Raw genomic sequence first — 13390 nt, 5'->3', positions numbered from 1 at the left:
ATTAGATCGCCTCCTTACGCTTGTCTGCACGTCGTCCAAGGAATGGTTTTATGAAAAACTTTACTATGCCATGCGAAGCAATAAAGAAGATGATCGAACCAATAACGATTCGAACGAGCTCTGGCGGTACGCCCGCTCCAAAGCTCATACCCGCAGAGCCATAGCTGAGACCACCGAACAGTATAGCACCGAACAATACGCCAATTGGCGTATTGCCGCCAAGCAAAGCAACTGCGATACCATCAAAGCCATAGCCCCATGGCGCTGCTAGAATCGTCTGATAGCCAAATACGCCCAGCGTCTCAAACACGCCTGCCAGCCCCGCAAACAAGCCGCTAATAAACATCGACTTTACAATGGTGCGATTGACATTAATGCCTGCATACAGCGCTGCGTCAGGGCTTTGTCCCACTGCTCTGAGCTCATAGCCCTGCTTCGTTCTCCACAGAATAATATAAAATACACCAATACCGAGCAAGGCAATGACCGTACCCCAATGCATACGGGCATGATCCATCGCATCGGACAACCAGCCAATCGATACCAGTGCAGATTCTTGGATTGGATCTGATTTTTGCTGCCCTTTTGCCACAAAAAATGCGCGAATAATGTAATTGGACAAATAAAGCGCGACCCAGTTCAACATGATGGAAGAAATAACTTCGTTAACGCCGCGAACAGCCTTCAAATAGCCGGTCAAGGCCGCCCATAAGCCTCCGCACAGCGCTCCGACAATAATAGCAAGCGGAGCATGTAGAAACCACGGTAGGTCAAGCGTAATCCCGATGACGGTTGCACCAGTCATACCCATCATGAACTGGCCTTCTACCCCGATATTAAACAGGCCCGTACGGAAAGCGAAAGCAACCGCTGTACCTGTGAATATCAGCGGGGTAATTGCACGAATAGCCTCGCCCATATCGTAAGGACTGCCAAATAGCTTTTTGATCAGCGATTGGTAAGCCAGTATAGGATCGAACCCGCCTGCCAGCATGGCTATCGCCCCGCATAACAGACCCAAAATGATAGCCACCAAGGGGACGAGGAAAGATGTTTTATTGAATGTTTTTCCAGCAATTCCTTTGACTTTATCCATGGTTGCTATCTCCCACCTTTGCTCGGCTCATTCGCCGCCGAATTGCCTGCCATCATTAGACCCAGCTGTTGATCATCACGCTGATCAGCATCGGCATAGCCCATTATTTTACCTTCATACATAACCGCAATGCGGTCAGACAACGCGTACAGCTCATCCAGTTCGAACGATACAAGCAAAATCGCTTTACCTGCATCCCGCGCTTCAATCAGCCGCTTATGCACATATTCGATCGCCCCTATATCCAAGCCACGAGTCGGCTGCACAGCAATGAGTAAAGATGGGTTTTTCCAGAGCTCACGCGCAATAATAGCCTTCTGCTGGTTGCCGCCCGACAAGGAGCGGGCCTTCGCCCCAATACCTGACGAACGTACATCAAACTCCGTTACTAATTGATTCGCAAGCAAGTCTATTGCTTTATAATCGATAAAGCCGTTTTTCCCGAACTGAGGATCAAAATACGTATCCAGCACCATGTTTTCGCTGAGCGTGAAATCTAGTACCATACCATGCTTGTGACGATCCTCTGGAATGTGGCTTACGCCTGCAACGGACAACTGGCGCGGCGTTTTATTGATCATTTCCTTACCCTGAAGCTTTACAGATCCGCCTGATGCTTTACGCATTCCTGTAATGGCCTGTACTAGTTCACTTTGTCCATTTCCATCAACACCAGCAATACCCAAAATTTCGCCCGCACGGATATCAAAGGCTACTCCGTTCAGAACAAGTTTTTTCTCTTCGCCCTTCATCGTAAGGTTGTCAACGGATACGATAAGCTCTCCGGGCTCTTTCTTAGTCTTTATAGCCTGGAAATTAACATCGCGGCCTACCATAAGTTCAGCAAGCTGCTGCTCATTCGTTTCTTTGGTCGTGACGGTACGCACAACCTTGCCACGACGAATAACCGTAACGGAATCCGCAAGTGCCATAACCTCTTTTAGCTTATGCGTAATCAAAATAATGGACTTGCCTTCGGCAGCCAAATTGCGCAAAATACCAATCAGCTCTTCGATTTCCTGTACGGTCAGCACCGCTGTCGGTTCATCGAAGATCAAAATTTCGGCCCCGCGGTACAAAGTTTTCAAAATTTCCACACGCTGCTGCATACCCACCGTAATATCTTTAATCCGCACCTGCGGATCTACTTTCAATGCATAACGCTCCGAGATGGAACGGACTTTGTCATTTGCTTGCTTATAATTGACGAATGTGCCAAACTTGCGCGGCTCATTGCCAAGCACAATATTTTCAGCCACCGTAAATGGCTGTACGAGCTTAAAGTGCTGATGCACCATGCCAATTCCGAGTTCAATCGCCTTACCTGCTCCTTCAATAACTGTTTTATTGCCGTTAACCCAAATTTCTCCTTCATCCGGCTGATACAGCCCGAACAAAATGTTCATCAATGTGGACTTGCCTGCACCATTCTCGCCCAGCAATGCATGGATTTCGCCTTTCTTGAGCTCAAAATCAATCGAATCATTGGCTACAAGACCGGGAAAGCGTTTCGTAATCCCCTTAAGTGTGACAGCCGCTGCACTTTGTTTCATCCAGTTATCCTCCCCGGTTTGTTAGCTCCCAATCTCAAAAAAGGACAAGACCAGCTCATAGCAGGTCTTGTCGGCTGTACATAATAAACAAACGACATCTAAATAGATTAATTGAAAATTATTTAATATCAGCTGGAACTACAAGCGATCCGCTAATAATTTGTTGTTTGTAATCTTCAACTTTTTTCATAATTTCTTCAGAAACGTTAGGGTTGTTTTCTGGCAGACCTACTGCGCCGTCTTTCAGACCAAGAACAAGCGATTTGCCGCCTTCCCATTTGCCGTTAATCAGGTCATTAGAAACTTGGTAAATGGCAGCTTCAACGCCTTTAAGCATGGAAGTAAGTGTGACTTCGTTGCCGAATTCGATCGATTGGTCCTTATCAACACCGATTACCCAAACATCTTGGCCTGCTTTTTTACGAGCTGTTGCTTCGTTAAATACGCCGTTACCAGTACCACCAGCAACTTGGAAAATAACATCTACGCCATCATTGTACATAACAGCTGCTGCTGCTTTACCTAGATCTGGTTTACCGAACTCGCCTGTGTAGTTGCGAATGATTTTCGCATCAGGATTTACTGCTGCTACACCTGCGTTGAAGCCTGCTTCAAACACAGTTACGCTTGGGATTTCCATGCCGCCCACAAAACCAATTTTATTCGATTTTGTTGTCAAGCCAGCAACTACACCTACAAGGAACGAACCTTCGTTAGCTGCGAAGTTAACAGAAACAACGTTTGGTGCGTCAACAGCGGAGTCGATGATGCCGAACTTGGAGTCTGGATTGTCTTTCGCTACTTTACCCATTGCATCTTGGAACAGGAAGCCTACGCCCCAGATCATATCGTATTTCTCAGAAATGAATGCGCGCAGATTCGGTTCCATATCAGCGTCGCCTTTACTTTCAAGATATTTCGTCTCCGAACCTGTATCTTTAGTTACTTTTTGCAAGCCATCCCAAGCGCTTTGGTTGAAGGATTTATCATTTACGCCGCCTGTATCTGTAACCATACCGATTTTGAGTTTAGCACCTGCTGCTGCCGATTCTTCAGGTGCAGCAGACGCTTCAGGCGACGCTGCTCCGTTTGTGCCAGAAGTACCCTTGTTGCCACCGCCACAAGCAGACAATACTAATGCGAACATAAGAACAATAGACAACATAAAACCTAAACGTTTTTTCATCTTCGATTTCTCCCCTTAATATAGATGTGTTGTAACTGCAACCTGCTTGCTTCTATTATTGTTGTTGTGCTTGGCTGCTATTCTCTTTATTATAATTGCTTATCTACATACGTCAACATTTTTACGTCATGTAACATGACATAGAAATTTTGTTCACGTCTATATCTCACAATTATTTAACATTTGTGCCAAACACGCCATTAAAAACCTCACACACACCCGACAAAACCAAATAATGGCTACGTTTTACCTCTATTATTATAGGCTAAACCCGAACATTAATAAAGTAAAATTAATCAAGCGTAAACGGCTTAAGCCGTCCTCTGGCGGCAAAGCACCGTTTCGAGGGTGAAATATAAGCCCTTTATAAGGACGTACCTTATAAATGCTTTTATTTCAAAAAAAGACAGCTATTTTCTCGGTCACTACTGAGAAAATAGCTGTCTCCATAAACAACGGGAAAGGACGCTTGTTCAACGACCGACTATACCTGGTTTAAAACACGTCCTTATCCTGTTTATTTCGGTTCTTCCTCATCGTTCGGTTTATCATCAGGCTTATCCAATGAAGGCGGAGTAATTTCTCCCGCTTCTCTTGATTGAATACGAACCTTTACATCGCCAATCGTATCGACGATTGGTTCAGTCGTTGGTTCAACAGCAACATTCTCTGCTTCGCCTTCCGCCAATTCAAGCGTGCCTGTTTCGATCAAACGTTTGATTTGATCCATTTCAAGCGTCTCTACAGATAGAAGTGTCTCCGCAATGGTGTGAACTTCTTTCGATTTCTCGGTGAGCAATTTTTTGGCACGCTCATAACAAGCTCCAATAATCGCTTGCATTTCTTGGTCAATTTCGTAAGCGATCGCATCGGAGTAATTTTGTTCATGGCCGATATCACGTCCAAGGAACACCTGTCCTTGCGAGCTTCCGAATTGCAATGGACCAAGCTTGTCGCTCATTCCGTATTCCATAATCATTGCACGAACGATGCTGGTTGCTTGTTTAAAGTCACTGTATGCGCCTGTACCGATTTCGCCGATAAACAATTCCTCAGCTACACGTCCGCCAAGCAAGCCTGTCACTTTATCCAGCAGCTCCTGCTTCGTTACAAGCATCCGATCTTCCTTCGGCAGCATGATGACGTAACCGCCAGCTTTACCACGAGGAATAATGGTCACTTTATGAACGAGATCCGCATGCTCCAGGAAGAATCCAATAATCGTATGTCCAGCTTCATGGAAAGCAACAATGCGCTTCTCACGATCGCTGATTACGCGGCTTTTCTTCTCTGTACCTACGATAACGCGGTCAATCGCTTCATCAACCTCAACCATTGCAATGTCTTTCTTGTTGCGACGGGCAGCAAGCAGTGCTGCTTCGTTCAGCAAGTTTTCAAGATCTGCTCCGGAGAAGCCTGTTGTACGTCTTGCGATAATATCCAGCTTGACGTCCTTGTTAAGCGGCTTATTGCGGGAATGCACTTTAAGCACCGCTTCACGGCCTTTCACATCTGGACGATCTACCGTAATTTGACGGTCAAAACGTCCCGGACGCAGCAAGGCAGGGTCCAAAATATCAGGGCGGTTCGTCGCTGCAACGATAATGATACCTTCGTTCGCTCCAAATCCGTCCATCTCGACGAGCAATTGGTTGAGCGTTTGCTCACGCTCATCGTGACCACCGCCAAGACCAGCGCCACGTTGACGGCCAACGGCGTCAATCTCATCAATAAAGATAATACATGGTGCATTTTTCTTCGCATTTTCGAACAAATCACGGACACGGGATGCGCCGACACCGACGAACATTTCCACGAAGTCCGAACCCGAAATACTGAAGAATGGCACGCCTGCTTCACCGGCTACTGCGCGGGCAAGCAACGTTTTACCTGTTCCCGGAGGACCATTGAGCAGAACACCCTTAGGAATACGGGCGCCTACCAGATTAAACTTACGCGGATCTTTGAGGAAGTCAACAACTTCAACAAGCTCTTGCTTCTCCTCATCCGCCCCTGCCACATCCTCGAAAGTGATGCGCTTCTTCTCTTCATTGTAAAGCTTAGCGCGGCTTTTGCCGAAATTCATGACTTTACCGCCGCCGCCTTGCGCTTGATTCATTAAGAAGAAGAACAGAACGAATATAATCACAAACGGAATGATGGAAGTAAGGAGTGTAAGCCAGACACTTGGCGTATCCATTGGTTTATACTGTAACTCAAAACCGTTTTTCACTGCGGCTTCACGCAATACCTCGCCTGAATCAATCCCTGCACGCGATGTGAACTGTATGCTCTTCGCGCTTTCGGGCTGTTTAATGTATTTACCAGAAATATAATAAGACTGACCATCGTACTTTATCATCATTTCCGCGACGTTGTTCTCATTAATAGCAGCGCGAAGCTGATCATATCGTATTTCGACGGTAGTATCATTCTGATTGCTGATAAACTGAATAATCCCGACGGTTACCAAAAAGATGATCAAATAAAATCCAGTGTTACGGATGATCCGATTCATCTCCTACCTCCTCTCAAGACGCTTTTCATATTTTAACATAGCATGACTTTCCATCACAATAGAACCACTTGGAGGACAGCCATACTGGCTAAGCCCATTTAAGATTACTTCTCGTACACTTCCGGTTTCAAAACGCCAATGAACGGCAGGTTGCGGTAACGCTCGGCAAAATCAAGGCCATAACCGACAACGAATTCGTCCGGCAGCGTAAAGCCCGTGTAGTCCGCTTCGAGATCTACCGTACGGCGCGCTGGCTTATCGAACAGCGTAGCGACCGTAACCGATTTGGAATTGCGACGCTCCAAAACATCAATCAAGTAGCTCAGCGTCAAGCCGCTGTCAATAATGTCCTCAACGATGAGCACATCACGGCCTTCAACCGATACATCAAGATCCTTAATAATCTTGACCACACCTGAGGACTTGGTCGATTGACCGTAGCTCGACACCGCCATAAAATCAATTTCCAGCGGAATTGTCATTTCCTTAATCAGGTCGGACATGAAAATAATGGCCCCTTTAAGGATACAAATAACGAGAGGGTCACGCCCTTCAAAATCCTGACTGAGCTTCTCGCCCATCTCACGCACCTTGGCCTGAATCTGTTCTGCATCGTACAGCACTTCTTGAATGTCGTTTAACAACGGATTAATCCCCCTACAGTACTTATGTTTATGAGTGTAACAGTGCTTCTTATTCTTTCGTCAGACGAATGAATAATAGTTCCTTCGTGCTTGGGCTGATAAGCGCATGGCCTGATCGCCTGATGCCTGGAATCCACAGCAGCCGCCCGTCTGCATCAAATAGCAGGGGATAGCTTTCACGCTGTGAAGGAGGCAGCTTTTCGTCAACGAACATATCTTGCACTTTTTTAGACCCATTTAATCCTAAAACTTGAATTCGGTCACCACGGCGCCGATTTCGTACAGTCAGCGGAAATGCAAGCTGCTCCATATCGAAGCACGCTTCATGGCGGCCTGCCAGTTTCCCAGCAGCCTGATCATCAGCTGTCCGCCGCTCAAATACGAGCTTCCAGCCGCCCGCCTCTACCTCTATGTATTGCTGGGTCAAAGGTGCAACTGCAAGCGCATAGTCCGTATTCACGTCCACCTGTTTCGGCAATCTGACAAAACGCATATGGTCGTATTCACGCAAACAGCGCAAGCCGTTACCAATATCCATACGCCAGGTGCTTGAACTTTCGGGCGCTGCGGCAAGCCGCATAGACTCGATATGCTCGAAGGAGACCACATCAGCATCCCTCGAAAGATAATCTAATATTAGTTTAATCAATCTCCTTTGTAAAGCGACATGAAGGCCTGCCAAACGACTGCAGCTTACAGAACATTCCTCCGGCTCCGTATAGGCTAATTCTTCGAATAAAGCTTTAGTCTGGCTATCCAGCCATTCATCCTCGGCCCCCGCCACTTCAGCAAGGCGGCCAAGCGATTCGGACAGCTGCGGATTGAAGCTGGATAACTGCGGAATTACATCCAGACGGACAACATTGCGAAAGTAATGGCGCTTCTCGTTGCTGCTGTCCTCGCAATACGGAATGCCATAATGATGGCAGTATCGTAAAAGGTCTGTTTTGTTCTTACGCATGAGGGGGCGAATGAGTTCCACGTTTTTTTCTCGCCTGCGCAGCGCCATCCCAGAAAGCCCCGAAATGCCGCTCCCACGAATGAAATGCATGAGCACCGTTTCCGCTTGATCATCGGCATGATGGGCAAGGGCAATCGCCTGCGCGCCCCACCTCTCTGCAACCTCATGCAAATAGGCGTAGCGTTTCGCGCGCGCCGCCGATTGTGCGTTCATTTTTGTTTCTTCTATATAAGCAGGCAAATCGAGTTCTGCCAGCTCAAAGGGCAGCCCAAGCTCGCCTGCATAGCGCCGAACGACCTCCGCCTCCAGCGCCGACTCCTCCGGCCGAAAGCCGTGATTCACATGAGCCGCCACAACGCTTATGGCCCCGCTTGACTTCAGGCGGCTCATGAGATGCAGCAGCGCCATGGAGTCAGGTCCCCCGGACACGGCAACGACTATGCAGTCTCCTTCACTCCACAGCCGTTCAGTCGCTGCCAGCTTCTGGACTTCGGGAAGCATATCGATTCCTATCGTCATTTCCTCTTCCCTCATTCCCTTCTGGCCGCCGCCTTCAACAAAAAAGCTAGCGAAGCCTTCCTATAACATCTTATGTCATTACATACCCACGCGAAGCAGCCAATAAACCGATACAGCCAGCATAATCGCCGAGCCTGCAACTAGTCCTTTAAGCCAAAAAGGAGTCGGAGCAGTCTGCTTTCCGTTCGTTCGGTGCATGAGCAAGCGCCATGCCTCCGCGCCTTCAGAAGCATCTGCGAAACGGCCCGCAAGCGCTTCTGCGAGCCAGCCCGCAATCGGCTTCAGTGAAGCATTGGTTGCGATGAGCTGCTCCAAATCCTCGGTCGAACGGTTTTGCGGGAGCAGCGTCAAGGTAAGCTGGTGCAGCCGCTTCGGGTCGTGCATCTGGATGCACAGCACCGCGAAAGAAAATAAGTCGTATTTCAAATCGGCTGCCCGAGACCCTGCATTCCAGTAGCCGCGGTCATAAATTTCAGTAAACTGGCGAATGCTCTTTCCTACCGCCGTCACCCCGCCGTAATCCACCAGCTCGACATGCCCATAATCGGCTACCATCACATTTTCCATCTTCAAATCGCAAAATACCCAGCCCTTGCTGTGAAGCTCCGCCAGTTTATTCAATAAATTGAGGCTGACCAGCGGGAACCATTCCTTGCCGTTTTGCAGCAAATACGCAGACAAGTTCACTCCGCGCACATACTTCATAATATAAAAAGGGTAATCTCGTCCATCGGAGCCTTGCAGATCATCCACATCATACAAGAATGCAGGCGCCTGGCGCCTTCCCTGCTTCGCAAGCGTCTGAAGCACATTAATTTCCGACTGAAGGTCGACCGCGTCAGCGCCTACCTTAAGCGCGACCCAGCCCTGGTCCGAGTGGACCAAGTACACTTTGCCATTGGCGCCTTCCCCAAGCAGACGCTCGACCCGATACTTACGGCGCTTCCATTTTCCAGTCACCACAGTGCCACGGCGGAGACTGATTCTAAACGACGTAGTCACTCATCATCCCATCCGTTTCTTCTCTGCTCCTCCTACCATAATCCCCCTGACGATAAAAATCAATGACCTGCATCAGCGCAGGACCCGTTGGCGTCGTTCCGCTCATTTGCAATTTTGGAAAAATGGACTGCGCTCCCGTCAAATTATCCGTCCAGCCCAAATCCATTTTGCACTCCTCTCCATGCCTTCCGCCTGGAAAATGAAAGACAGCGATTTCGCTTTTCCCCTGCCTTGCTTGCAGGCTCAGCATTAGGTCGCGGATCGCTTCTTCTACCGCAATCAGCTTTGGTTTCATGCTGGCGCTGGCGTCGATAAGCAGCGCCACCTGCAGACTTGAGCTTTCCCCAAGCTCATCCATCACCCTCACGACCTCGCTGCGTGTCTCCGGCGGCAAATCCTCAATCGCCCCGCTGCCTAGCACATGCTTAAGCTCCTTCTGCACAGCCAGCTGAATCGTCTGTACGACCGTCTTGCGCGTCATCATCTGAACAGTCTGCGCCAGCTGCCGCGTATGAACTATTCGGCTGATGCCGCCGCCAGCCCTTGCGATTTCCTCAATCTCCATGCTGCCGGATTCGCCTGCATCACCATGATCAAGCACCCCAACAACATTGACCGCAATACCTTCCGCCTTCGCATGCGCCGCTGCTACAATCGGACTAAGCCCTACATTCGAACAACCATCGGTAATAAGCAAAATTTGTTTCATCCCTATCAATCTCCCTTCACAAGCGTAAACGGCTTTGCCATCCTCTGGCGGCAAAGCTTCCGTTTCGCGTTGAAATATAAGCCCATTTATAAGTGTGAAACTTATAAATTCTTATATTTGCACAAACCTCCACGGATCAGCTTCCCGCCCTGCTAAGGAGACAAGGAGCTGATTCTATCAGTTTTGCCCATTTTAAGAGAGATAAACGGCTATGCGCAGAAAAAAACCAGCGTTTATTCATAGCCGCTCCCCTTTGAAGCCCGCTATGAATGAACGCCGGTTCGGCTAATCACCTCCAAGAAAACACTTTGTTTAAGCTCCCTAGCTCCCGACCAGCTACTTCACCTCCGTTTAATATGTGAGCCAAGGTGAAACGGCTGTCGCCGTCCTTGACGGCGCGGCGCGTTTCATTCCGAGAAATATCCTTTCCTATATTTCTAGCAAATCGTCCCGATCTTCTCTCCTTTCTCCTTTTTACTATCCCATTCTTACATAAGCTAGCTTACCGTCCGCGGACGCTCCATCCGCGTCAGCCCCGGCCAGCGGAATGCCGCCCACTCCGGCAAATGCTTGTCCACGCGTGCCACCAGCACGGTCATATCATCGATAATCTCCCCCTTATGATGGCGCACAACCGTATCGAGCAGCACATCCGCCATTTCCTGCGGGTCCTCCGTTTTCAGCTCATGAATAATTCGTTTCATCCACATCTCCTTATTGACCGCATGGCCCGGCGCATCATAAATGCCATCGCTCATCATAATGAGCGCATCTCCCGGCTGTAGCTGCATCGAAATCATATCCACATCAATATCCTGTAAAATGCCGATTGGCAAATTGTTAGCCGTAACTGGAATCACTTCCTTGCCGCGCTTAATAAAGCTCGGCGTTGAGCCGATTTTCATAAACATCGTTGAGGCGGTATAAAGATCGATAATGGCGAGGTCCACGGTTGCGAATACTTCATCTGAGGAACGCAGGAGCAGGATTGAGTTGACCGATTTGACCGCGAGCTTCTCGTCCATACCCGACTTGAGCAGCTGCTGCAAAATCGACAGCGCTGCGCTGCTTTCCTGGCGCGCCCTCTCTCCATTTCCCATGCCATCGCTAATCGCCACGGCAAATTTGCCGTTGCCAAGCTCCACCATGCTAAAGCTGTCGCCTGACAGCAGATCGCCCCCTTTGGCCGCACCAGCAACGCCCGTTTCAATTTCAAATACTTTGGCGGAGCCAAATACGACTCTTGTTGCTTCTCCATTTTTCTCCGGTTCCTCCTCAAGTTTAACTGCAATATGCTCACCTAAAATATCCGTAAGCAGCGGCGCAATAATTTTGCGACACTCATCATATCCCTTGCTAAATGTATGGTACAGCTCAATATCAACATTGCCCTCCTCCAAATTAATCACTTCAATTTCTCGAATCGACAGGCCCAGCCCCTCCAGCGCCTCCCTAATTTGCTCCTCCTGCAAATGCAGCGTTTGTCCCTCGCGGCGAATTTCCTTCGCCAAGTCCTCCATAACCTGGGACACGCCGGTTAATTGCTCAGCCACCAGCTGACGGGAGTCGAATATTTGCTTCTTCCAGTGCATATTATTTTGATAAAGCTCGTACTGCTGCTTCATGACAGACATCACCTGCGTCGACTTGGAGCAATGGGCAGTCCACGTTCGCGGCATATCCTTGGCTCCAGGAGCCCGCTCCTGCTCGACCGTCGTCATCATCTCGGTCATCACTTTATAGGTTTGATAAAATTTATCTCCCCAGCATGCGTTTTGCCGATGGCAGCTAGCACAGCTTCGAGCCGCCACCTCATTCATAAAATGAGTAATCTCGTCTTCGCGGTTCATCGTCACGACACCGCCATTTAATTGTCCGAAGCTTCGCGAGAGCTGCCGGAACATCTCCGAATATTGCGTGACCCGCTCCGCCGTCACTTCTCGCACCCGCTTCGCATATTCATGCTGCGACTTGGCATGCTCATTCGTTCCCGGCACATAGCGGGATATCGTCCGGATCATGACCCGCGGCGTCAAAATCAGCATGATAGCTGCTGTAACGGATTCCCAAGTGGACGCCATCACATCGCCTTGGCCGCCTACATATACAGCTAGAATGGACGTCCCGAGCAGCATGCCGAAGGCTACGGCCATCTTCCCTCCATCCCTTAGCAGCCCCGCTAATAGGCCCGCAAATGCCAGCAGACTCATCTGCACAATGGCGTTAAAGTCCGCAAGGCTGAGTATGAGCCCCGCGATGACTCCAACCGATGCACCAAGCGGCGCTCCCCCAGCAAGCGCGAACAGCACCAGCATATACCGCGACATAATATGCTCCACCGACATGCCGTAAATCACCCAGCCAACTGCCCCCGTCATGACGGAAGCGAGCAAAATCATTAGACATATAATTTCCTCGCTCCGCAGTGCCGCCGTTTTCTTAGACATGGTCAGCACCGGTATGGCCTGAATGAACACGAGTGTGAGAACGAAGCCAAGCGCCGCTTCCACGACAACCAGCATGATGCTGTACCAGGTCAGCGTGTCCAAGGTGAAGGCATGAAACAATTGGACGAGCAAGGTGGCGGTAAATACGAGCAGCGGAGCCGAAGCAAGCTCAGCTTTCTCATAGGCTTCGAGCCCCTTGAACAAAAGAAATAATGCCGCAATTTCCATCGCAATCCAGACCGGGGAGGGTGTAACCGCAAAGAAGCTCCCCACCACCACTGACAGCCCAACCCAAGCAACCGCATCCTTTCGAAGAAAATAAATGACGGCGAAATAAGCGGCGGCAAACGGCATAAGCGACTCCAAAATGACGGCTCGTCCAAGCAAAAAACCAACAGCAACAAGCAGGAAGGTCCATTTTTTCGCCAGCACCAGCTGAATAAATCGCTGCGAGGCGACGCGCTCCTTGATTTTACCGATTCGAGGCTGCAGCCATCCTTCTTTCTTTCCTCTGGGAAATACGAGCACACTTTCCTTGTTCATCCGCAGACACCACCATTTCCGAATGTATTGTGTTTCCCATTATAGGAGGTCGTCCACAGGAAGTTTGTCAGTTTAACGTAGGCGGCCCAAAAGTTTTTTCCGACAAAATCAACTGCCCTCGCAGTCCTTGTCAAAAGCAAATTTCCGCTTGCCCTGACTGGGCTCATGCCGTCCTCTTTGCAGCCATTGCCTCAAACAGCTTCAACAAAAAC

General features: G+C 49.1%; 9 protein-coding genes. All 9 read right to left on the bottom strand.

What is annotated here, in order from left to right; all coding sequences use genetic code 11:
- Window position 1: 1 nt before the first annotated feature.
- The 9 genes from AC6B99_RS31175 to spoIIE all read right to left on the bottom strand — a co-directional run bounded on the left by AC6B99_RS31175 (window position 2) and on the right by spoIIE (window position 13178).
- Window positions 2–1096 carry an ABC transporter permease gene (locus AC6B99_RS31175; RefSeq protein WP_056034790.1) on the bottom strand — a complete coding sequence of 365 codons (1095 nt, stop codon included), beginning with the start codon at window positions 1094–1096 and terminating at the stop codon, window positions 2–4.
- Between the two features lie 5 nt (window positions 1097–1101).
- Window positions 1102–2649 carry an ABC transporter ATP-binding protein gene (locus tag AC6B99_RS31170; protein WP_099517805.1) on the bottom strand — a complete coding sequence of 516 codons (1548 nt, stop codon included), beginning with the start codon at window positions 2647–2649 and terminating at the stop codon, window positions 1102–1104.
- A 118-nt stretch (window positions 2650–2767) separates the two neighbouring features.
- Window positions 2768–3835, bottom strand: a complete 1068-nt coding sequence (locus tag AC6B99_RS31165) for a BMP family lipoprotein (RefSeq protein WP_496664976.1) — start codon at window positions 3833–3835, stop codon at window positions 2768–2770.
- Window positions 3836–4352: 517 nt separating this feature from the next.
- Window positions 4353–6353: an ATP-dependent zinc metalloprotease FtsH gene (gene ftsH, locus AC6B99_RS31160; RefSeq protein WP_056034799.1), complete on the bottom strand. Its 2001-nt coding sequence runs from the start codon at window positions 6351–6353 to the stop codon at window positions 4353–4355.
- 104 nt (window positions 6354–6457) lie between these two features.
- Window positions 6458–6997 carry a hypoxanthine phosphoribosyltransferase gene (hpt, locus tag AC6B99_RS31155; RefSeq protein WP_046234433.1) on the bottom strand — a complete coding sequence of 180 codons (540 nt, stop codon included), beginning with the start codon at window positions 6995–6997 and terminating at the stop codon, window positions 6458–6460.
- A 49-nt stretch (window positions 6998–7046) separates the two neighbouring features.
- Entirely contained in the window at window positions 7047–8477 is a 1431-nt protein-coding gene (tilS, locus tag AC6B99_RS31150) for a tRNA lysidine(34) synthetase TilS (RefSeq protein WP_496664975.1), read from the bottom strand.
- A gap of 78 nt (window positions 8478–8555) precedes the next feature.
- Window positions 8556–9479 carry a protein kinase domain-containing protein gene (locus AC6B99_RS31145; RefSeq protein WP_056034801.1) on the bottom strand — a complete coding sequence of 308 codons (924 nt, stop codon included), beginning with the start codon at window positions 9477–9479 and terminating at the stop codon, window positions 8556–8558.
- Window positions 9463–10188: a vWA domain-containing protein gene (locus tag AC6B99_RS31140; protein WP_056034804.1), complete on the bottom strand. Its 726-nt coding sequence runs from the start codon at window positions 10186–10188 to the stop codon at window positions 9463–9465. The genes AC6B99_RS31145 and AC6B99_RS31140 overlap by 17 nt, the downstream gene beginning before the upstream one ends.
- A 497-nt stretch (window positions 10189–10685) precedes the next feature.
- Window positions 10686–13178 carry a stage II sporulation protein E gene (gene spoIIE, locus AC6B99_RS31135; protein WP_056034810.1) on the bottom strand — a complete coding sequence of 831 codons (2493 nt, stop codon included), beginning with the start codon at window positions 13176–13178 and terminating at the stop codon, window positions 10686–10688.
- Between the last annotated feature and the right edge of the window lie 212 nt (window positions 13179–13390).

Source organism: Paenibacillus liaoningensis, assembly GCF_059609455.1.
The sequence above is the reverse complement of the archived record's forward strand: the minus strand, read 5'-3'. Positions and strand labels throughout refer to the sequence as shown.

What these genes read in the sequence shown, in the direction of transcription:
- AC6B99_RS31175 (WP_056034790.1), bottom strand. Translation starts at nt 1,096, where the DNA reads ATGGATAAAGTCAAAGGAATTGCTGGAAAAACATTCAATAAAACATCT.
- AC6B99_RS31170 (WP_099517805.1), bottom strand. Translation starts at nt 2,649, where the DNA reads ATGAAACAAAGTGCAGCGGCTGTCACACTTAAGGGGATTACGAAACGC.
- AC6B99_RS31165 (WP_496664976.1), bottom strand. Translation starts at nt 3,835, where the DNA reads ATGAAAAAACGTTTAGGTTTTATGTTGTCTATTGTTCTTATGTTCGCA.
- ftsH (WP_056034799.1), bottom strand. Translation starts at nt 6,353, where the DNA reads ATGAATCGGATCATCCGTAACACTGGATTTTATTTGATCATCTTTTTG.
- tilS (WP_496664975.1), bottom strand. Translation starts at nt 8,477, where the DNA reads ATGACGATAGGAATCGATATGCTTCCCGAAGTCCAGAAGCTGGCAGCG.
- AC6B99_RS31140 (WP_056034804.1), bottom strand. Translation starts at nt 10,188, where the DNA reads ATGAAACAAATTTTGCTTATTACCGATGGTTGTTCGAATGTAGGGCTT.
- spoIIE (WP_056034810.1), bottom strand. Translation starts at nt 13,178, where the DNA reads ATGAACAAGGAAAGTGTGCTCGTATTTCCCAGAGGAAAGAAAGAAGGA.